11 protein-coding genes and 4 pseudogenes are annotated in these 22,241 nt (G+C 69.9%); 6 read left to right on the top strand and 9 right to left on the bottom strand.

The features are described from left to right. Positions 1-224: 224 nt before the first annotated feature. The 5 genes and pseudogenes from BM536_RS01265 to BM536_RS42185 form a co-directional block, all read right to left on the bottom strand. Positions 225-422, bottom strand: a complete 198-nt coding sequence (locus BM536_RS01265; RefSeq protein WP_073491531.1) for a hypothetical protein — start codon at positions 420-422, stop codon at positions 225-227. 137 nt (positions 423-559) lie between these two features. Continuing rightward, on the bottom strand, positions 560-1,051 hold the full coding sequence (locus BM536_RS01260; protein ID WP_073491530.1) for a hypothetical protein: 492 nt from the start codon (positions 1,049-1,051) through the stop codon (positions 560-562). Positions 1,052-1,070: 19 nt separating this feature from the next. Then, positions 1,071-2,650, bottom strand: a pseudogene (locus tag BM536_RS01255) (MFS transporter). Positions 2,651-2,850: 200 nt separating this feature from the next. After that, the gene (locus BM536_RS01250; RefSeq protein WP_094102377.1) at positions 2,851-5,532 is read right to left on the bottom strand and encodes a winged helix-turn-helix domain-containing protein; all 2,682 of its coding nucleotides are present in this window, start codon (positions 5,530-5,532) and stop codon (positions 2,851-2,853) included. Between the two features lie 139 nt (positions 5,533-5,671). Beyond that, positions 5,672-5,971: pseudogene (locus BM536_RS42185) on the bottom strand (DUF2252 family protein); the annotation flags it as partial. Between the two features lie 516 nt (positions 5,972-6,487). Between BM536_RS42185 and BM536_RS01240 the strand changes: the two are divergent. From BM536_RS01240 to BM536_RS01230, 3 genes and pseudogenes are all read left to right on the top strand, one after another. Beyond that, entirely contained in the window at positions 6,488-8,323 is a 1,836-nt protein-coding gene (locus BM536_RS01240) for a glycoside hydrolase family 15 protein (RefSeq protein WP_073491529.1), read from the top strand. 318 nt (positions 8,324-8,641) lie between these two features. Then, a complete protein-coding gene (locus tag BM536_RS01235; protein WP_073491528.1) occupies positions 8,642-9,919 on the top strand; it encodes a sulfite oxidase in 1,278 nt (425 codons plus the stop codon). 384 nt (positions 9,920-10,303) lie between these two features. Continuing rightward, positions 10,304-13,083: pseudogene (locus BM536_RS01230) on the top strand (SpoIIE family protein phosphatase). An 82-nt stretch (positions 13,084-13,165) separates the two neighbouring features. On the opposite strand, the gene BM536_RS01225 reads toward BM536_RS01230, so the two are convergent. Together BM536_RS01225 and BM536_RS01220 are read right to left on the bottom strand one after the other, a co-directional pair. Then, positions 13,166-14,044 carry an ABC transporter substrate-binding protein gene (locus BM536_RS01225; protein WP_245873212.1) on the bottom strand — a complete coding sequence of 293 codons (879 nt, stop codon included), beginning with the start codon at positions 14,042-14,044 and terminating at the stop codon, positions 13,166-13,168. Positions 14,045-14,371: 327 nt separating this feature from the next. After that, positions 14,372-15,364 carry a LacI family DNA-binding transcriptional regulator gene (locus tag BM536_RS01220; RefSeq protein ID WP_073491526.1) on the bottom strand — a complete coding sequence of 331 codons (993 nt, stop codon included), beginning with the start codon at positions 15,362-15,364 and terminating at the stop codon, positions 14,372-14,374. Positions 15,365-15,691: 327 nt separating this feature from the next. Between BM536_RS01220 and BM536_RS01215 the strand changes: the two genes are divergently transcribed. The 3 genes and pseudogenes from BM536_RS01215 (at position 15,692) to BM536_RS01205 (ending at position 19,553) form a co-directional block, all read left to right on the top strand. After that, positions 15,692-17,416, top strand: coding sequence for a discoidin domain-containing protein (locus BM536_RS01215; RefSeq protein WP_073491525.1), 1,725 nt, complete (start codon positions 15,692-15,694; stop codon positions 17,414-17,416). A 174-nt stretch (positions 17,417-17,590) separates the two neighbouring features. Beyond that, a pseudogene (locus tag BM536_RS01210) lies at positions 17,591-18,960 on the top strand (DUF1996 domain-containing protein). A gap of 26 nt (positions 18,961-18,986) precedes the next feature. Next, positions 18,987-19,553 (top strand): DUF305 domain-containing protein, encoded by a 567-nt coding sequence (locus tag BM536_RS01205; protein WP_143650732.1) that lies wholly within the window; start codon positions 18,987-18,989, stop codon positions 19,551-19,553. 216 nt (positions 19,554-19,769) lie between these two features. Here BM536_RS01205 and BM536_RS01200 read toward each other — a convergent pair whose 3' ends face one another. Continuing rightward, positions 19,770-20,165, bottom strand: coding sequence for a hypothetical protein (locus BM536_RS01200; protein WP_073491522.1), 396 nt, complete (start codon positions 20,163-20,165; stop codon positions 19,770-19,772). 778 nt (positions 20,166-20,943) lie between these two features. Beyond that, positions 20,944-22,194, bottom strand: coding sequence for an MFS transporter (locus BM536_RS01195; RefSeq protein ID WP_073491521.1), 1,251 nt, complete (start codon positions 22,192-22,194; stop codon positions 20,944-20,946). Positions 22,195-22,241: the final 47 nt, after the last annotated feature.

The following is a 22,241-nucleotide window of genomic DNA, read 5'->3' as shown; positions in this document are numbered from 1 at the left end:
TGCCTCTCACGGCCGGAGACCATGGGCCCGGGCCCGCTCTCCGTGTTCAGCCGGCTGCGGGACGGCCCTGGCCTGTCCCACCGCTCGGGCAAGCCCATCGCCCCCGGCGGGATACCAGTGTTGCGGCGACCGCCTCGACCGTGGGTGCGCTCAGCGCGGAGCCCCGCTGAGGACTCCGCCGTTCACGGCGCGAGTGGCTGCCCTGCACCGCATGTCCGCTTCCGCTACTCCGGCAGCTGCCGCATCTCCAGGACATGGAGTCCCAGTGACTGGCAGCGTGCCAGCAGCCCGTACAGGTGTGCTTCGTCCACGACGGGGCCGAAGAGGACGGTCTGGCCGGACATCACCACGTGGCCCAGCTCCGGAAAGGCCTTGGCCAGCGTTTCTGAAAGGTGTCCCTCGACTCGGATCTCGTAGCGCACGAGCTGTCCTCCCATGGACTGCCTGGGACCGGCGGACGGCGCCCCCTCCCTACGATCGTGCGCCGCCGCTTGACCGTGGGGCCTCACCCGGTACAGGTGACCGTGGCCCTGCGGCGGGCCCTGCGGATCGACCGTTCTCAGTGCTTGAGAACGAATTTGAACGATATGATCAGCAGGCCGAGCAGCAGGTTGACCGATGCGGTCGCGGCCACAAGCCGTCGCGAAGCACCGGCGCGGTGTGCCGCAGCCACGGACCAGCCCACCTGCCCGGCGACCGCGACCGATAGAGCCAGCCAGAAGGCACCTCGCACGTCCAGGCCCAGGAGTGGGCTGATGGCCACCGCGGCGGCAGGCGGGACGGCGGCCTTGACGATCGGCCACTCGTCGCGGCACACCTGCAGCACGACCCGGCGGTCCAGGGCCTCTTCCGCCAGCCGCGCCCCGAACAGCTGGGCATGCACATGCGCGACCCAGAACACGACGCCGGTCAGCAACAGCAGCACCACCAGCTCCGCGCGCGGGAACGAGCCCAGGGAGCCGGCGCCGAGAATCACGGAGGCCGCGAGCATGGATCCGTACACGCCGCCCGTGTAGTCGGCGTGGGTTTTGGCCGGTTCGGTTCTGGTCATGTGGTGACTCCCTGCGCACTCAGCGCGTCGATCCGGTCGCTCCGGTCGGACTGTCGGTGCCCGGCTTGCGCGGACGGCTGTCCCGGGCGGTCGGCAGGTGAGGAGTGACCAGGAAACTGGCGAGAGCGATGCCGCCGGTGGCGAGGATCGCCGCCTTCAGGCCGTCCAACTGCGCGGATGCGTAGGAGTCCGCGATGGCGTCGACCTGGGACGACGGCAACCCGGCACGCTCGGCCGCCGAACGCACCTCATCGGTGGGAACGAAAGTGATCCCGGCTTCGAGAGCGACGCCGACCTGCTCGCGAGTCTGCTCGGACAGCTCCGCGTTGTCCGTCACCTGCGAGGTGAAGGCGTGGGCAAGCGCCCCGATGAGGATCGACCCGATGAGCGCGGTGCCCAGCGCGGAGCCCAGGTTCTGTGCCGTGAACTGGAGTCCTCCTGCCTCACTGCGTTCCTCCTCGCCGACGCCGGACTGGACGACGTTGCCCAGTTGTGAGGCGAGCAGGCCGACGCCCACGCCCAACAGGGCCATCGCTCCGGCGAACTGCGCGTCGTCGATGACCGGGTCGACGGTGGCGAGCAGCCACACGATGGCCCCCGCCAGGATGGCCAGGGCAAGCCGGACCACCCTGCGCGGCCCCCACACGCGTCCCAGGGAGGACGCGGAAAGAGAGGTCACCAGCATGGTGGCGGACACGGGGAGCAGACGCAGCCCCGTCTCGAAGGCGTCGAATCCCTGCACCACCTGTAGGTACAGCGGGATGGTGAAGAACAGTCCCAGCAGGATGAGGTTCTGGCTCAGCAGCGTCATCAGGGCGGACCGGAGCACGGGCCTGCCCAGCAGGGCCAAGTGCACGAGGGGGTCGGCGCCCTGGATCTCCCGTCGCCGTTCCCAGTGCCGGAAGAGGGACAGGACGGTCACGCCGGCGCCGACGACGAACAGTGTCGGGGCGAAGCCGAGGACGGTGAAGGGAGGGTTGCGGGGCTCTACCCATCCCCAGGTGCTGCTCTGCAGCACGCCGAGCACGCACAGCCCCAGCCCGGCCGCGGAGAGCGCCGCACCGACCCCGTCCAGCCGGGGGCGCGGGCCGGTCCGGGGGGAATCCGCGATCACCCGACGGCACAGCAGGACGGCCATCACCACCACTACCTCGCCGGCGAAGACCAGTCGCCAGGTCAGGTACGTCGTCACCCAGCCGCCCAGCAGCGGGCCGACGGCGATTCCGGCGCCGGCGAGCCCGCCGATGACCGCGTACGCGACGCCCGGTCCCGCCCGCGGTACGACTCCGCGACGAGGGCGGCCATGGCCGGCAGCACCATGGCGGCTCCGAGTCCCTCGATGACGGACCAGCCCAGCGTGAGGACCCACAGAGTGGGTGCCACGGCGGTCAGGGCCGACCCGACGCCGTAGACGGCCAATCCCAGAAGGAACATACGGCGACGCCCCAGGATGTCCCCGAACCTGCCGCCGATGATCATGAAGGCTGCCATGACCAGCGCGTACAGAGTGATGACGGCCTGGATCGCGGTGACCTCCGTGTCGAAGTCCTCGACCAACTGACTGATGGACACGTTCATGACCGAGGTGTCCAGGACCATGAGGAACTGGGCCGTACCGAGGACGATCAGAGCCCGCCAATGCTTCACGCTGTCCACCTCGCCATCCGGCCGGGCAGTGGCCTTCGCACGCCCCGCGCTCCCGCCCATCGCATCCCGAACACGCGCCTCGTGCCTCACCCGCCACGGGGGAAAGCGGCGTCCCGTGAAACGCGGGCGCCAGAGCTGTCACCAGGGCACGTTCACAGCAGCCGGAGGTCGCGCGCGCGGCGCACCGCGTCGCCTCGCCGGTTCACAGCCAGCTTCCGGTAGACGCTCTTGATGTGGGTCTTCACCGTGTTCACCGACACGTAGAGGTCGGCGGCGACCTCCTCCGTCGACATCATGCGGGCCAGCCGTTCCAGGACGTCGCGCTCGCGTCCGCTAAGCTCCACCGCCACGAGCGGCGGCGGGGAAGGCGATTCCGCCCCGGGTTGGTCACCGTGTCCAGGCAGGCCGGGTGTGAGCCAGCCTGCTGTCAGCTCATGGAGCGCAGGCGTGGCCAGGAGAGGCCGGATCCACGCTCCCGCACCGATGAACGGACGTCGCAGCCGCTCCCGGCGGGCGTCGAGGAGCGCCTGGGTGACGAGCTTGCGGGCGGTGGCGGTGTCTCCCGCGCTCTGCGCGGCCTGGGCTCTCACCAGTGCTGCCCTCACGGTCACCGCCGGCCCGGGCCGACCCCCGGCGCGGATGCTGTCGAGCAGGTCGATGGCCGCCCCGGCACGGCCGGCGGCAACCTGGATCGCCGCGGCCTCCACAGCGCACGCCGGCTGGGCACCGGTCACGCCCTGGAGCACCTCGGCGGCTTCGTCCGGCCGTCCTTCGGCCAGGTGGGCGGCCGAGGCGAACAGCGCTTCATGGGCTGCCGCCCAGGGTGAGACCACGGCGGCAGCGACGGCCGGGTCCGCCGCATCGACGGCGGCTCGTGCCTTGCCCCTGACCGACAGGAGGCGAGCCGTGGCGAGGGCTCGTCCCGCCGCCGTCACCGGATCACGCGTTCCCGACGGGAGCCGGGCCGTCTCGTCGAGGAGGGCCTGGGCCCGCCCCAGCTCATGGCGGTCGACGGCCACGGCGGCCAGGACCAGCTGCCCGATACCGGAGCCGGACGGCCGGGGCAGGCCGGCCCGTTCCGCATCCGGAACAGTCGCCAGAACCCTGCGCTCCGCCCGGCCGGGCCAGCCGTTCAGATAGTCGAGCAGGGCCAGGTGCTGCATCGAGTCCTCCCGGGACAGCACGGTGGCGGCCCCGCCGGGGCCGTCGGCCGCCGCTGTCAGGGCGGCGCGCGCGTCCTCGAAGCGCCCGGCCCACAGGCGGGCCGAGCCCAGATGGGTCAGCAGGAGAGAGTTCAGTTCGGGATGTTTGTCCAGGAGGTGTGCCGGGACCTCCTGGCGCAGTTCATCGGCCTTTTCGGCGGCCTTTTCGGCCCGTCCCGGACACCCGGTCAGTCGGGCGGCCAGCGCTTCGAGCAGCGCACAGCTCAGCCGAGCGGCAACCAACTGGGGCGCGTCGTCGGCCAGGTGCTCCTCGGCGCTGCGCAGGCGGGCCAGTCCGCGGTCGAGGTCGTACCGCGACAGGTTTCGGGCCGCACGCACGAGGTCGGCTGCGGGGCTTCTGGCTTCGAACCCCATGGGGGAGAACAAATCGGTCAGGTCACCTGAGCGCGGGCCGGTGAAGAGCTGTCCGATCGCCAGGTCCTCGACGAGGGCGCCGGCGACGAAATCCCAGTCTCTCGCGGCGGCCCCGTGGGCGAGTGTCTCCGGCAGGAATTCGGAACGGTGCAGCCACCGCGCGGCACGCCGGTGGAGTTCCGGTTCCAGGCCGGGCAGGCGCTCACGCAGATGGGCCCGGAGTATCTCCCCGAACAGCGGGTGGAGCTGGTACCACGAGTGCCCGAGGTGCTCGACGAACGCGTTGGCGCGATGCAGCCCGGCGAGAATGGGCTCGGCATCGGTCCGCAGGGTCAGCGCGTTGGCCAGGCCGGGACAGAAGCGCTCCAGGACACTGACGCGCAGCAGGAGGTCCTGTGTCTCCTCCGGCTGTCCCTTGAGGACCTCCGCCAGCAGGAAGTCCGCGACCGTGCTGCGGTCCGCCTCGAACTCCTTCAGGTAGAGCTCCGGGTCGGCACTGTCCTGAGCGGCCAGTGCGGACAGACGCAAACCGGCGGCCCAGCCCCGTGTGCGGTTCACCAGGGCGCCCGCGGCGTGGACCGGGAGGCTCAGACCGTGCATCTCAAGGAGTGCGACGGCCTCCTCGGGGGTGAAGGCCAGCTCGGCGGCGCGGATTTCCGTCAGCTCGCCGGCCGCCCGGTAGCGGTGCAACGGCAGCAGGGGTTCGGTGCGGGTGACGAGCATGAGGTGCAGGCCCCGCCCGGCGTGGTGCAGGACGAATTCCAGCTGCTCCGTGACTTCGGGAGCGGTCACGCGGTCGTACTCGTCGAGCACGAGGATCACGGGCCGGTCGCGATCGTTCAGCTCGGCGGCGAATGCCGACAGCAGCCTGTGGTCCACGCCGGTCGCGTCCGCGGGGGCCTTGACCGCGTCGGACGGCGGTGCACCACCAGCGCGCAGGGCCTGGAGGAGGTATGCCCAGAACACCCCGGGGCGGCGGTCCCCCACTTCGACGGTGAGCCAGGCGACGGGCGGCCGCTGTCCGGCGGCCCAGGCTGCGGTGAGCAGGGTTTTGCCGGCCCCGGCCGGTCCGTTGACCAGGGTCAGCGGCGTCTCGCGAGCCTGGTCGAGGTGGTCGACGAGCCGCTGCCGTCGCAGGAACGTGGCGGGCCTGGCCGGAAGGGCGAACCGGGTGCTCAGGAACGGGTCTCCGAGGGGATCGGCGAATGGAACGGTCGGTCCTTGGGCGTCCTCGTGCGTCTCGGCCACGGCGATCATCACCCCTGTCCGCAGGGTCACGTCACGGGCGGCGCTCCCTCCTCCAGCATCCCAGCCTCTCCCCCACGGCGCGCGGCACACCGGGCCACTGGCCTGTTCACCAGCCCTTATGTTCCTGCCGGCGGGAGGGTGCAGGGGGCTTGCCGTCGATCCCGTCCACCCGCTCCCTGCCGAGGAAGATGTCGCTGGTGGCCTGCATCAGCCGCCGGCCCGAGACCACCCGCTCGCCCTGATTGCTGGTCGACTCATATGTCTGGCCGAGCGACAGCGCCAGCCTGGTATGCGGGCGAGAAGAAGGTGGGGCGGCCCGGCGGTACCGCGTCCCAAAGCTCGCTTGATCCGTGACGGGGTGGTCCGCTCGGACGCCTACGTGGGTCCCTTCGTCCTGTACGGAGTGCAGAGCGAAGTCCGGGCCCGGGAACTCGCGGCTGCCTCGCATGTCGCCCTCCACGGCGCCCTGGAGCCCTGGCCACCCTGGGCCCGCCGCGCCATGACCAGGGGGCGGGCGCGCAGGTCAGGACCGCGGGTGCAGCACTCGGGGAAGGGGCCGGTGGTGGTCCTCGATTTCGGCGTAGTGGTGATGCGTACGTCGTACGGGCCGGGCACGCCCACCTCGTCGAGTCGGGTGGCGTCCCCGCACAGCACCGGCGAGCCGCGCGGTCGTCTGCCCTGCGGCGGGCGGTTGCGCCAGCCGGGAACTCTGGTGCGAGGGCGTTGTGCCCGCCCGCACTGCGTTGTCCCCGCACGCGCGACACCGAGGACGGAAGGGCTGCTGTCAGCTGTGGTGCCTTTGCCGTACCGGCTGTGGCCCCTATTCGCGGAAGGCATCGGCCTCCGCCCCCCGCTCACCTGCCCGCACACGGCTGCTTCCTTCTAAGCTGGAACGTGCGTGCCCGCGAGCCGTCCAGCCGCTGAAGGGGCCCTGGCCGCCCGCGGTCCGGTGCGGAGGCAGGCGATGGCTGAGACGGGGCATCCCTCAGGCGCTCAGGCGGGTTCTCGCTACCTGCCGATCGCCGATCACGGCCTGATCGGCGACCTGCGTACGGTGGCCCTGGTCGGGACCGACGGCACGATCGACTGGTACTGCTGCCCGTCATTCGACGCCCCCAGCGTCTTCGCGTCGCTTCTCGACGCCGATCGCGGCGGATCCTTCGCCCTGGCCGCCGCTGTGGCGGCGCGGACCAAGCAGTTCTACTTCCCCGACACCAATGTCCTGATCACCCGCTTCTACACCGAGGACGGCGTCGGGGAGGTACAGGACTTCATGCCGGTGACCGACAACCCCTACGAAACGGAACGCCACCGGCTCATCCGCCGCGTCGTCTGCGTGCGGGGCGCCATTCCCTTCCGGGTTCACGTCGCCCCACGCTTCCACTACGGCACCGCCGCGCACACCCTGCGGATGTCCCCCGACGCCGCCGTCTTCAGCTGCGCCGACACCCGCCTCGCCCTGACGGCGACGGTGGCGCTGGAGCGCGACGGCACCGACGTGCGAGCCGACTTCAAGCTGGGCGAAGGCGAGTCGGCAGTGTTCGCGCTCGACCAGATCGGCGACGACATCACCCAACGGGGCTGCGCCCACGCGGAAGCCGAACAGCAGTTCACCGCCACGGTCGCCTACTGGCGAGGCTGGCTGCGCCAGTCCCGATACCGCGGACGCTGGCGGGAAATGGTGCACCGCTCCGCCCTCACCCTCAAACTCCTCACCTACGCCCCGACCGGTGCCATCGTCGCCGCCCCGACCACCAGCCTGCCCGAGCAACTCGGCGGAGAACGCAACTGGGACTACCGCTACACGTGGATCCGCGACGCCGCGTTCTGCGTCTACGCCCTGCTCAGACTCGGCTTCTCCAGCGAGGCCGAGGCATTCATCACCTTCCTCACCGCCCACATCCGCCGTGGCGAACACGACGCCTTGGGACCCTTGCAGATCATGTACGGCATCGACGGCCGCACCGACCTGACCGAGAGCGAACTCCCCCACCTCGAGGGCCACCACGGATCCGCTCCCGTACGGATCGGGAACGCCGCCGCCGACCAGCTCCAGCTCGACATCTACGGAGCCCTCATCGATTCCGTCTACCTCTACGACAAGTGGGCACAGCCCATCTCCAGCGATCAATGGGACGACGTGTGCGCCCTCGTCGACTGGGTGTGCGCCCATTGGGACCAGCCGGACGAAGGGGTATGGGAAACGCGCGGCGGACGTAAGAACTTCACCTACTCGCGCCTGATGTGCTGGGTCGCGATCGAACGGGCGATCCGCATCGCCAACCGACGCGGCCTGCCCGCCGACCTGCCACGCTGGCAGCATTGCCGCAACACCGTCTACCGGCGGATCATGGACCGCGGCTGGTCGGATCGACGCCATGCCTTCGTCCAGCACGAAGGCGCGGACGTCCTCGACGCAGCCGTGCTGATGATGCCCCTGACGAAGTTCATCGCACCCACCGATCCGAAATGGCTCTCCACACTGGATGCGATCACGCGGGACCTGGTCTCCGACTCCCTCGTCTACCGCTACGACCCCCGCTCCAGCCCCGACGGACTGCGCGGCGACGAAGGCACGTTCTCCATCTGTTCCTTCTGGTACGTCGAGGCACTCGTGCGAGCGGGTCGCCTCGGCGAAGCACAGCTGGCTTTCGAGAAGATGCTCACCTACGCCAACCATCTCGGCCTGTACGCCGAGGAGATCGGGCGGACCGGAGAGCAACAGGGCAACTTCCCGCAGGCATTCACGCACCTGTCCCTCATCAGCGCGGCCTTCAACCTGGATCTGGCACTGGGTTAGGCCGAGAGAGGCACGTCGGCATGGAGACCGGAACCGCCTGCCGCGGACGCTCCGTTGACACCTTCCGCCCCCGCATGCTTGCATCCCGCCATGCCGTCGCCTGTGCCTCTGACTCGCCGCCGCACCGTGGACCTCGTCCGCGTGGCCGCGGCGCTGTGTCGGACGTCCGGCTGACCACGCGCTTCCTTCTGCGTCTGACAACCACCTTTCATCGCGGGCTTGTTCGCGCACAAGGCGACCGCACCGACGGGATGCCCGTGCCGGCCCGCGCCCGCACAGCCCCTCTTCCGCTCCTTTGCTCCCATCGCGAGGACCGCCATGCCGTCGCCCACTCCCGCAGGCCATCCCCACGAAACCCACTACGACCGCCGCAGGCTGCACCAGTGGCTCACCGGCGAAGCCAGGGCCGACGGAGTCACACGCCGTCGGCTGCTCACCCTGCTGGCCGCCACCGCCGCCGCCGGGACCGCGTTCGGCACCCCGCGGTCCGCCCACGCAGCCGACAGGCCGATCGTCAAGCCCCTGCCACCCCAGTGGTTCATCGAGCGCGGCACCAACGCGGAGACCCGCTGGGAGGCGCTGCGCGGGACGGGCCACCACACCCCCAACGAGCTGTTCTTCGTGCGCAACCACACCTCCACTCCCGTCCTGGATGCCGACGACTGGCGGCTGAGGCTGTGGGGAAGCGGGCTACGCGGCTCCCCGGGTGAGGACCGGCCGCGGGAGTTCGGATACGACGATCTGCGAGCCCTGCCGGCCGTCACCCGTACCGCCTTCGTCGAGTGCGCCGGCAACGGGCGCTCCTACTTCACGACCCAGCAGGGCCAGACGGTCACCGGCACTTCCTGGACCTTGGGAGCGATCGGCGTCGCACGCTGGCGCGGGGTGCGCCTGGCCGACGTGCTGCGCAGGGCCGGGTTGTCCCCCTACGCCGTGGACGTACAGCCGCGTGGCCTGGACGCCGACTACGTCAGCGGCGGCGAGAACCTGGGGCGGGTACGCCGCCCGCTGCCGCTGGCCAAGGCGCTGGACGACGTACTGCTCGCCTACGAGATGAACGGTGAGCCGCTTCCCTACGACCACGGCTATCCGGTGCGGGTGCTGGTTCCTTCCTGGGTGGGAATCGCGTCGATCAAGTGGGTCGGCGACATCGAGGTGTCCGCGCAGCCGCTCTACTCGCCCTGGAACACCACCTTCTACCGGCTGTTCGGCCCCTCCCACCCGGAGGGCGGCAGTGCGCCGCTCACCCGTCAGGCCACCAAGAGCGCCTTCGAGCTGGCGGCCGGGGCCACGTTCACGGCAGGCCAGAAGCATGTACTGCACGGTCGGTCATGGTCGGGCGCGGGCCCCGTCACCCGGGTCGACGTCAGCACCGACGGCGGGGCGAACTGGCGGCCCGCCCACCTGCACGACCGTCCCCGCGCCGGAACCTGGACCCGCTGGTCCCTCGGCTGGCGGCCCGACGCGCTCGGCGCCACTGATCTGCTGGCCCGCGCCACGGACACGGCCGACCGCACTCAGCCGGATACCGCCGTGCCGAACACGCAGGGCTACCTGTTCGACGGGGTGGTGCGGCATCCGGTGAGCGTGGTCTGAGAGACAACCCTCCCATCCAGCGCCTCCCGGGCGGGCCCGGGCCGCCGCCACAGCCTCGCAGCGCCGGATGGCCAACATGGGCGATGTGGCGGCAGGACGTTCATCGGATCGTTCACGAATCGCCGGTGGGGCACGTGACTCACCGGTGATTCGTCGTTCCTGGAGCCTTCGGTGCCACGGCGAGGGTTCCCGCGGACTCGGTCCGCTTCGCTTCGGGCCACGTCGGTCCGAGACCGCTGCCGAGCACAGGATCCGGGCATCGCGCCACGTCCGCCGCCGGATCCATGCGCGGACGTCCCCCGCCTGCCGCGCACCTGCCCCGTCGCACCAGCACGGGCCCCGTCCTGAGCCGCGCCCGCCGGGCCGGTCACTGATACTGGGAAAATGGGCAAACTCGGGCGCTATGTCCCAGCGAGCCGACGGGCCGACCGCGTGCCACCGAAGGCCGGGCCGCCGGAAGCCGGCCCGAAGGCTCGTCACCGTTCGGCCGGCCGACGTCTGCTGTCGTGGCGGAAACCGCGCAGCGTCGCCAGTCAGGTCTTCCTGCTGCAACTGGTGGTCGTCCTCCTGCTCATCGCCACGGCCGTGGTCGCGCTCGTGGTCCAGGACCGCAACCGCGCGATCCAGGAAGCCGGCGACCGGTCACTGGTCGCGGCCGAGTCGTTCGCGAACGCCCCGGGCACCGCGGAGGCGATGGAGAGCGACGCCCCGACGGCGGCACTCCAGCCACATGCCGAGGCAGTGCGCCGGAAGACCGGCGTCGACTACGTCGTGGCGCTGAGCCCCTACGGCTTCCGGTGGACCCACCCGGACCCGGACCAGATCGGGAAGCACGTCTCCACCTCCTACAGCCAGGCGCTCGAAGGCGAACCCCACCAGAACACGTTCGACAGCAGTCTGGGGAAGGCCGTCGACTCGACGGTGGCCGTCTTCGACGAGAACGGGACCGCCGTCGGCCTCGTCACCGTGGGGGTCACGGTGGACAAGGTGACCAGCGTGGTGCAGCACCAACTGCCGGTGATCTTCACCGCCGGCGGGTCGCGCTCCTGCTGGCCGCGGGTGGGTCGGCACTGGTCAGCGGGCGTCTGCGGCGCCAGACGCAGGGTCTGGGGCCGGTGGAGATGACTCGCATGTACGAGCACCACGACGCGGTGCTGCACGCGGTCCGAGAAGGCGTGATCATCCTGGACGGCGGCGGAAGGCTGCTGCTGGTCAACGACGAGGCGCGCCGACTGCTCGCACTGCCGCCGGAGGCCGAGGGCAGACCGGTCACCGAACTCGGGCTGAACCCGGCACTGGCCGAACTGCTGGGATCGGGCCGGGCGGCCACGGACAAGGTCTTCCTGGCCGGGGACATCCTGCTCGCGGTCAGCGTGCGGCCGGTGGGCCTGCAGGCGGGGAGCGTGGCCACCCTGCGGGACACCACGGAGCTGCGCGCCCTCGCGGGCCGGGCGGACGTGGCGGGCGGACGCCTGCAACTGCTCTACGAGGCCAGCACCCGGATCGGTACCACCCTCGACATGAAGCGCACCGCCGAGGAGCTGACCGAGGTGGCGGTCCCACGCTTCGCCGACTTCGCCACCGTCGAGCTGGTGGAGCCCGTGCTGGAAGGCGGTGAACCGACGGGGGCGAATATGGAAATGCGCCGTATCGCCACCGCGGGCATCCGGGACGACGTGCCCCTTTACCCCGCCGGGAGACGTATGCACTACGCGCCCGGCAACCCCGTGGCCATCGGCATGACCACCGGCCGACCGGTCCTGGTGGCGGACCTCGCCATGGCCGACGGATGGCGGGTCCAGAACCCGGAGCGGGCCCAGAAGGTCATCGAGTTCGGTATCCACTCCATGATCTCGGTGCCGCTCCAGGCCCGAGGTCAGCTGCTGGGGGTCGTGGAGTTCTGGCGTTCGGAGCAGGCCCCCTTCGAGCAGGACGACCTGTCCCCCGCCGAGGAACTCGCCGCCCGGGCGGCCGTGTGCATCGACAACGCGCGTCGATACACCCGCGAGCACACCACGGCCGTCACTCTCCAGCGCAGCCTGCTGCCCGGCACACTCCCCGAGTTGTCCGCCCTGCAGGTCGGGCACCGGTACCTGCCCGCCCAGGCGGGGGTGGGCGGCGACTGGTACGACGTCATCCCGCTGCCGGGAGCCCGGGTGGCCCTGGTGGTCGGCGATGTCGTCGGACACGGTCTGCACGCCGCCGCGACGATGGGTCGCCTGAGGACCGCGGTGCACAACTTCGCCGCCCTGGACCTGCCTCCGGACGAGCTTCTCGCGCACCTGGACGACCTGATCACCCGGATCGACGAGGACGCGGCGGCCGAGGGCGACACCGAGGCCGTCACCGGTGCCACCTGCCTGTACGCGGTCTACGATCCGGTCTCCGGGCAGTGTGTTCTCGCCCGGGCCGGCCATCCCGGTCCCGCGCTGGTCTCGCCCGACGGCTGCGTGACCTTCCCCGACATCCCCGTCGCCCCGCCACTCGGCGTGGGAGGAGGTCTACCGGTCGAGACGGCCGTACTCCGGCTGGCAGCCGACAGTCGGCTGGTCCTCTACACCGACGGCCTGGTCGAGGCCCGCGGCCGTGACATCGACACCGGGCTCGGCATGCTGAGGGAGGCGCTCGCCCACACGGACGGCGCCAATCCCGACGACACCTGCCGGGCGGTGCTCGACGCGATGCTGCGCACCAGATCGAGTGACGATGTCGCCCTGCTCGTCGCACGCACCCGGCTGCTCGACCCGGAGCAGATCGAGGAGTGGGAGGTGCCCGACGACCCCGCGGCCGTCTCCCGGATCCGCGCCGAAGCCACCCGAAGGCTGGAATCCTGGGGGCTCGGCGGGACCGCCTTCACGACCGAGCTGATCCTCAGCGAACTGGTGACGAACGCCATCCGGTACGGAGCGAGCCCCATCAGCCTGCGGCTGCTGCGCGACCGCGACAGCCTGATCTGCGAGGTCGCCGACGGCACCAGCACCTCCCCGCACCTGCGCCGCGCGGCCTTCACCGACGAAGGCGGCCGTGGTCTGTTCCTCGTCGCGCAAATGTCCCGCCGCTGGGGAACCCGGTACACCGACCGAGGCAAGATCATCTGGGCTGAGCAGGCGCTCGACGCCGGAGCCGCCGGGGACCTGAGCGGTCTCCTGATGGCGGACCTGTGAAGCGGCACGGAAGTCGGACGGCCACCCCGTTGGGGTGCGGAAATCGGACCGTCGCCCGGTGGGGTGCGCACGCCCGGAGCGTTCAGGAGCCGTCATCGGCCGTGAAGTACGGGATCTTCGCCGGGTCCTGCCCGAAAGCGGCCCCGAGATAGACGGCCGACAGTTTCGTGAGCGTTCCGTCGTCGATCAGCTGCCTGATGATCCGGTCCAGCTCGTCCTTGTTGAGTGACCCCTTCGGGTACAGGGCGCCGTACCCCTGGTCGGTCCTGTACTGGCCCACCAGGCGCACCCGGCTCTCCCGCTTCTGGGGATACGCCAGCAGAATCGTCGTGTCGTGGATGACCGCGTCGATCCGTCCCTCCTCCAGCGCCGTGACCATCTCCGGATCGTTGGCGAAGGCCGTGACGGGCTTGGTCGGCTTGAGGCGTTTCTCGACGAACTCCTCGCCCGTGGTGCCCTCGGCCACTCCGATGCGGACGTCACGGATGTCGTCCTCGCCGGTCTTCTCACCGTCCCTGATCAGAACTCCCAGAGTCGAGGAGAGGTAGGGCGGGGAGAAGTCGGCGACCTCGCTCCGTTCCGGAGTGATCGTGATCTGTGCCAGGGCCAGGTCGAAGTCCGTGGTCCGGCCGGACACGACCTCCGGAAAGGGGGCGTTCTCCACCTTCAACCGGTCGAGTCCGGACCGGTGGGCGATGTTGGCGGCCATGCAGTACTCGTAGCCGCTCTTGAGGGAGTCCGGGGTGTCGCCGTTCCACCAGCCGGGCGCGGGCAAGGTCGTCTTGACCGTGAGGGCGCCCGCCGTCTCGGGTGACAGGCGAAACTCACCGCGATGCCCGGAGACCGGGCAGTCGCCGTACTGAGGGGTCGACGACTCCGACCCTCCCTGGTCACAAGCCGATGTCGCGACGATGAGCGCCACGCTGACAGCCAGGGAGACGATCGCTGCCGCGGCGCGCATCATTGCACCTCCGGTAGGGGCATAATCTTTGCTTCACCATAAATCACCCCAAACCATACGACTGCCGGAGTCACGCGGGAGGACTCCGGAGCGCGCGTCGGGTCACCCGTCCTGCGGCGGTCTCGGACTGGCCGACCGAAAGCGCGAGCCGTGTCGCCTCCGCGCCGTGTCCCCGTCATGCCGCACCCACCCCGCGTGATCAGCCTGGCAGCTACGGGCTTACAGGGCGAGCGTGACGACGTGCTCTCGCCCGGGCCTGCCGACAGATCTCTGGCGCGGGACACCTCGGACGCCGGCGACAGCCCAGGCAAGCCATGCCGTCAAGGGTCAGCTTGACTCGCGGACGACGAGTTCGTTCGGCATGATCACCGGGTCCGTGGGACCGCCGTCGATGAGGCTGAGAAGCAGGTGTACGGCGGCGGTTGCCTGGTCGGCCATCGGACTGCGCACGGAGGTGAGCGACGGGGTGGTGTAGGAGGCGGCTTCTATGTCGTCGAAGCCGACGACGGCGACGTCTTCGGGGACGCGTCGCCCTGCTTGGTGGAGTGTGCGCAGGGCGCCGATCGCCATCAGGTCGTTGGCGGCGAACACGGCGTCGAGGTCGGGGTCGTCCTCCAGGAGTTGGCGCATCGCTTCGGCGCCGGAGCCCCTGGTGAAGTCTCCCAGCGCCACGATGGAGCGCCGGCCGGTGTCGCGCAGCGTGTGGCGGTAGCCGTCGAGACGCTCGCGTGCCTCGTGGAGTTCGAGCGGTCCGGTGATGGTGGCGATCCGGCGTCGGCCTCGTTCCAGGAGGTGGCGCACGGCCAGCGCCGCTCCGCCGGCATTGTCCAGGGCCACGTACGGGACGTCCTGTGATGAGGTCCGGTTGAAGGAGACGACCGGCAGGCCCTGCCTGGACAGTGCGGCCGGCAGCGGGTCCGTGCCGTGCAGGGCGACGAGCAGCACGCCGTCCACGTGCGCGCCGGCGATGTACTGCTCAACTCTGGTTCGGCTCTGGTCCGATTCGGCGAGCATGAGCACGAGCCGCTTTCCGGCGGTCTCGAGCTCTCTGCTGACGGCGCGGACCACGGCGGAGAAGAGGGGGTCGTCGGAGACGACTCCCTGGGGCGGGTCGGAGACGACCACGGCGAGGGTGTCCGTGCGACGGGTGACGAGGTTGCGTGCCGCCCCGTTGGGGACGTAGCCCAGTTCGTGTACGGCTTGCATGACGACGTCCCGGATCTGGGGGGCAACCGTCGTCTCGCCGTTGATGACGCGGGAGACGCTCGATTTGGACACGCCCGCCCGGGCGGCGACCACTTCGAGAGTGGGGCGCTTCATACCTGTCCGTCCCCTGCGCCGCCGCCCGGGTTCGTGCTCGGGGAGGGGTTTCTCATCAGGGCGACCTCCGGCTCTGCGTCGTGACGATGCAAGCAGCGTATCTGCAGGCAGGGGCGACGCGAGGGTGCCAGGGACCCCATCTCCGTTTGCCTCACCACTGCGGTGCCCACCCGACGCGAGGTTCCCGAGAAATCGCTCCCCGAGAGTGACGTGCCGGTTTCGGCGCTGTTTTTACGAGGTGACAGGGGCCTTGACAGCCTTTACCCACCCCTCCATTCTCCGATGAGGGAGCGCTCCCTCACCTCACCCCCACCTGAGGAGTCGCCCATGCCAACGCTGTTACGTCGCTTCGGACTACTTCTGGCCGTCGCGGCCTCGTTGCTCGCGTTCGTCGCACTGCCCGTTCCCGCTGCCCAGGCGGCGGAGGTGTTGCTTTCCCAGGGAAGGACCGCCGTCGCCTCGAGCACGGAGGGAGTCTTCGGCGCCGGCAGCGCCGTCGACGGCGACGCCGGGACCCGGTGGTCCAGCGCGTTCGCCGATCCGCAGTGGATCCAGATCGACCTCGGAACCACGGCCGAGGTCAGCCGTGTCGCGCTCAACTGGGAAGCCGCGTACGGCAAGGCGTTCAGGATCGAGGTGTCGAACGACGCCCAGAGGTGGACCGTCGTTCACGAGACGGCCACGGGTACAGGCGGCGTCCAGAGCCTGGCTGTCGCCGGGACGGGCCGCTACGTACGCCTGTACGGCACCCAGCGTGCCACTTCCTACGGGTACTCACTGTGGGAGTTCCAGGTGTTCGGTGCCTTCGGCGCAGGCGACCCGGGCGGTGACACCAACAGGCTGCTCTCCTACGGCAGGACGGGCTCGGCCTCTTCGTCGCAGAGCGATCAGAACTGCTGGGAGTGCACGCCGGCCAGGGCCTTCGACCGCGATCCGGCTTCACGCTGGGCGACGAGTGCTACCACGGGTTGGACAGATCCGGGCTGGATCGCCGTCGATCTCGGCGCGACGGCGCACATCAACAAGGTCGTCCTGCAGTGGGATCCTGCCTATGCCAAGTCCTTCCAGATCCAGGTCTCGCCGAACGGAGCCGACTGGACGCCGATCTACTCGACGACGACCGGTACGGGCTTCAAACAGACGCTGACCGTCTCCGGCAACGGCCGCTACGTACGCATGTACGGCACCGAGCGTGCCACCCCTTACGGCTACTCGCTGTGGGAGTTCCAGGTGTACGGCACCGGCGGTGATCCGATACCGGCTCCGCCCCTGCCGAGCGACCCCGCGAACCCGCCACGGCTGGTGTGGAGCGACGAGTTCGACGGCGCCGCCGACACCAAGCCCGATGCCTCGAAGTGGAGGTCCGATCCGGGTACCGGACCTAACAACGAGCTGGAGTACTACACCGATCATCGCAACGCCGCCCTGGACGGCTCCGGGCACCTGGTGATGGAAGCGCGCAGGGAGGCCACCGCCGGATCGTCGTGCCCGCGTGATCCGCTGAGCGGCAGCGGCACGTGCCAGTACACGTCGGCGCGGATGAACACCGGTGCGACGTTCCAGTTCACCTACGGGCGGGTCGAGGCACGCATCAAGGTGCCCAAGGGCAACGGCCTGTGGCCCGCGTTCTGGATGATGGGCGCCGACTTCCTGACAGGCCGGCCCTGGCCGTACAACGGCGAGATCGACATCGTCGAAGTCCTCGGCAAGGACGTGAAGACCGCGTACTCGACCGTCCACGCACCGGCCTACAACGGCGGAGGCGGGATCGGCTCGCCGTACACGCTGCCCGGGAACGCCGACTTCTCCGACGACTTCCACACCTGGGCCGCCGACTGGAACAGCAAGGGCATCACGTACAGCCTGGACGGCCGGACCGTGTTCTCCCTCGACAAGGACGAGGTGGAGCGGACCCGCGGACCGTGGATCTTCGACCACCCGCACTACATGATCCTCAACCTCGCGGTGGGAGGGGACTGGCCGGGCCCGACAGACGCCACCACACCCTTCCCGTCCAGGATGCTCGTCGACTACGTGCGGGTCTATCAGTAGCCTCCCCGGGCTCCGCGAAGCTCCCGGGCCGCTCCGCCGCCTCCTCGGGGCGGCCCGGGACAACTGACCCAGGACCAGGGGACGCTCCTGCTCCTGCTCCTTCTTCTCCACCGCTGTGCTCACAAGGAGCCAGCTGTTCCGTTCCCCTTGATCCGACGCTCGTGAGGAAGTGAGATGCGCAGATATCCCATCCCTGTGTACACGCTGTTGGCGGGAGCCTTGGCGGTCGTGCTGGCAGCTGCCCTGAGTCTGACGGTCTCGGCTCAGCAGGCCCGTGCCGCCACGGTCACCGTCCAGGCCGAGTCCTACGCGGCCCAGTCGGGCGTCGCGTTGGAGGCGACCGCGGACACCGGTGGCGGTCAGAACGCGGCGTTCCTCGCCAACGGCGACTGGATGCGCTTCGACAACGTCGACTTGGGCGCGGCCGGCCGCCTGACCGTTTCGGCCCGGATCGCTTCCGCGGCCGGCTCGGGCACAGTGGAGTTGCGCACGACCAGCCTGACCGGGCCGCTGCTCGCAGTCGTGCAGACCTCACCGACCGGCGGCTGGCAGAACTGGGTGACCCGGGCCACTGACGTCGCCACCCATCCCACCGGGCCGCAGACGGTGTTCGCCGTGCTGCGCGGCGCGACGAGCGACGACTTCGTCAACATCAACTGGTTCTCCTTCGTCGGCGAGGGGGACAGCGCAGCGAGTGGATGGGTCCCTGTCGACCAGGCCAAGTGGAACGCCCAGCTGACGCAGTTCCGTGCGATGACGCCGGCCGCGGTGCCCCCCGGTGTGGTCCGGGTCCCGGAGTTCAACGCCACCTGCTCCTACAGTCACTCCAAGCCGGACGACCCCATCGTCCTGCCGGGGCTTCCCGGTGCGTCCCACATGCACAGCTTCTTCGGCAACAGGAGCACCGACGCGTTCTCCACGACCGAGTCACTGCTGACCAACACTCCCACCAGTTGCGCCCCGGCCAATGATCTCTCGGCGTACTGGATCCCCACTCTGTACGAGGGCGGCAAGGCCGTCGAGGCCGAGGGCATGATCGTCTACTACGGTTCACGGCTGCCCGACCCGTCGGCGACCGTGCCCTTCCCCCAGGGTTTCCGCATGATCGCAGGCGATGCCAAGGCGCAGACGCCCACACCCGCGGGATCGCCCGGCCAGTTCTGGTGCGCCGGCGAGGGCGGCGAGATCGGCCGCAGCGCCGACGGCAACTGGCGGTCTGCGCCCCGAAGGCCCACCTCACCCACCAACTCGTCTTCCCCGACTGCTGGGACGGCAAGAACCTGGACAGCCCCGACCACAAGTCGCACGTCGCGTTCACCTACGACGGCAAGTGCAGCGGCGCCTACCCCGTCGCCATCCCGAACGTCTCCTTCGTCATCAGCTACCCCACGAGCGGCAGCGCGGCAGGTTTCCGGCTTGCCTCGGGCATGGCATCGTCCATCCACGGAGACTTCTTCAACGCCTGGGACAACACCGCTCTCGGGCAGCGTGTGAAGGACTGCATCACCCAGAAGGCCAAGTGCAACTCCGCCGGCGCCTTCTGACCCTGCGGTCGGCATGCGCCGTGGCCATGGCGCTGCTGGCTGTCGGCTGCACCACGCAGCCGACAGCCAGCACGTCGCCGACAGCCGGCGCATCGCCGTCGGTGGCCTTCAACGCCACCGACACCGCATGGATCCAGCTGATGATCCCCATGGACGAGCGTGCACAGCTCCTGACCGATCTGGCTCCCTCACGCACGACAGACCCGGGCCTGACAGCGATGGCAGCCAAGACAGGATCACGACTGCGCGAGGACCTGCGACGCCTGCGCGCCTTGCTGCGACTCTCAGGCGTTCCCGACACCCGCCCTCATGAGGGGCACAACATGCCCGGCATGGTCAGCCTCACCACCATCGAGAAGGCAGCCGCCACGACCGGGCAGACGTTCGACACGATCGTCACCGCCGCGCTGCGCGCCCACTTCACCCAGTCCCGGATGCTCTGCGCCAGCGAACGCACCTACGGCCAGGCCGACAAGGCCAAGGAACTGGCCGCGGACATCGCGACGAACACAGCGGAACAGATCTCCTGGCTGGACAGGCTGCGCCCGGCGCAGGCTGTGCCGGGCGGCAACACTGCGGCGACGCGACCGTAGGCGCGGCAGGCTCGGCAAGGCACCGGCGCCGGAGTTGCCCACGTCATCCACGGAACGCGCGGCACGCATGGCGGCCGAGGACCCTGCCGCATTCGCATGCGCGGCCCTGCGTCGAGCTGGGCTTCGGCTCGGACCTGACGTGTCGGCGGCGCCTGGCCGCCTCCACTGACGTGGACAAGGCCACGACGTACGGCGGCATGCCCTCGGTGCGCTTCGTCACCGAGGCCACCGGCCGAACCAGTCCCTGGCATCCTGACTGGTCAACAGGACGATCACGAGGAATCCGGCTCCGATACCGAAGCTCCAGGAGCCATCATGGACCAGCGCACCGATCGCGCAGAGGCCGGCAACGACGGAGCCGACGACGACCGCGCCGATACGGACGCGATCGCCGCCGTGTCCGAACTGCGCAGCGATGACCACCGAACCCACGGCCAGCATCCCGAACGGGAGCACCTTGAGGAGCAGCAGGCCCACGATCAGCTCGCCCATGGCGCCGGTCCCGAGGGTGCCGGCTTCCGCCACGAACCACAGGGCAGGGAGAAGGCTCCCGGCACCTATGACGAGGAGCAGGGCGCAAACGGACTTGACGCTGCGGGGCATCTGGCTCATGCGGGGTCCTTCGAACGGGCTTAGCTGGAGGGGAGCATGCTTCATGACCGCAGCCGTGGACGCACAGGATACGAGCGGGTGAGCGCCGGACGGGCCATGGCCGCCGAAGTTGTTATCCGGGACCGGTGCCGTTCGCCCGCCCCCTTGCGTAGGAGTCCGACGGCTGCCTCGACGGAGCGCATGCCGGCGGGAATCCGGCCGTGGAGTTCCGATCATCGGCCACCACCGCCACGGAGGGCCGACCGCTCGGGCACCGCCTGTCCGCTCGCCCTCATATCCACATCTCTCGACGCCACCCTCGCAGATGATCACACCCGGCTCTCGGCAAGGAAGGGCGACGAGCGACACGCGCAGGCCTGAGGGGCGGTTGCCAGGCTGTCCGTGGAGGAGGTCGCACGGGGCGATGTCTGTGTGACCAGCCGCCCGAGGAGTTCCGCCAGACGTTCGCGGCCATGTCCGCATGGCTGGACGAGCGGACCGGTCCGGAGTGGCTCATGCTCGACCGGCGGCAGCGAGAGCCCGGCGTGGTTCTCGACCGGCTCGCCGCGGCCGTACCGCGGGCGAACCGGCAGACGAATGAGCAAGCCGGGCGCATTCCCACATCAGCCATCCGCAGGAGTACATGCCCGATTGCGCGGGGAGCCTGGCCGCGGGCCCCCGACTCACGGCACACCCGCTGCGATGCGTCGCCCTGGAGATGCCCGTCTCTGCGGCGCCCTGCGCGACGGGCCGGGTGCGGCAACGTCCGACCGGACGCCGACATCCTTCAGTGCGTGGGTCATGGCGTGGCCCGAGTGTTGCGGAATGCGTGGTGTCGGGCCCCGGCGACGACGAGCAGGCTGACCGCCCCCAGGGCGGCGGCTGACACGGCGACCACGGTGACGCCCGAAATCTGCAGCAGAAGACCACCGACGATGCCACCAAGGGCCATCGCGGCATTCCAGAGCGTGACGAGGACGGCTTGCGCGGTGTCGGCGGCAGCGCTGCTGCGCCGCATTCCGGCTTGTCCGGCTGCGGTTTGCAGCAAGGTCGGGGCACCGCCCCACCCCAGGCCCCAGAGAACAGCGGCGACCCAGACGATCGCGTGTGTCGTGGTGACGGCGAGAGCTGCGGTGGCGAGAGTGAACAGCACCGCGCCGGTGACCATCAGCGTCCGTAGCCGGCGGTCGACATGGCGTCCGACGTACCAGATGCTCACCAGGCATGCGACACCGAAAGCAAGGAGAACCGCGTCGGTCGCTGAACCGAGCCCGGCGTCCTGTAGGTAAGGAGCGATGTAGGCGTAGATGATCGTGTGCCCGAGAACGAACGTCGTGACCGTGACCATGATCGCCGTGACGCCGGGCACCGCCAGGGTCTGCCGCAGGGGCGACTTCGCTGCTTCTGGTGCGGGGTCCGAGGGGCTGGTGTCAGCCTGTGCGATGGCGGGTCGCCCCACGCCGGGGACGGACACGCCGATCCAGCCGATGACGGCAAGAGTGACCACGGAGACAGCGCCGAACGCCGCCCGCCATCCCACCTGTTCACCGATCAGCGTGCCGGCCGGGACTCCCAACGACAACGCCACGGGGATCCCGGTCATCGCCACCGCGATGGCGCGCCCTTCCAAGCCGGCAGGTGCGATACGGCGGGAGTAACCAGCGAGGATCGCCCACGCCAGGCCCGCGGCCACGCCGGCGAGGAACCGGCCCGCAAGCAGGACGATGTATCCCGGTGCGGCCGCGGTCAGCGTGTTGGCCACCAGGAAGACGGCCATGGCGCCGAGCAGCAGTGGTTTCCGCGGAACAGATGCCGTCGCCGCGGCGAGCGGGATCGCGGTCAACGCCGTACCGGCCGCATAGACGGTGACGGCCTGGCCGGTGGCACCCGAACTGGTGCCCAGCGAGGCCGACATCTCAGGCAGCACACCGGCAGGCAGGGTCTCCGTCAAGCTCGTGATGAAGACGGCAGTTCCCAGTGCCAACAGCGCCGACCACGGCAGGCCGGCCTGTCGCGTACAAGGCTGCGGGTCAGAAGACGTGGTGGTCATGGACCGAATCCTCAAACGTTCACATAAATGTGATGGTCAAGCCGAGG

Origin of the sequence: Streptomyces phaeoluteigriseus (genome assembly GCF_001896135.2) — a bacterium.
Classification (GTDB): Bacteria; Actinomycetota; Actinomycetes; order Streptomycetales; family Streptomycetaceae; genus Streptomyces; species Streptomyces phaeoluteigriseus.
The sequence above is the reverse complement of the archived record's forward strand: the minus strand, read 5'-3'. Positions and strand labels throughout refer to the sequence as shown.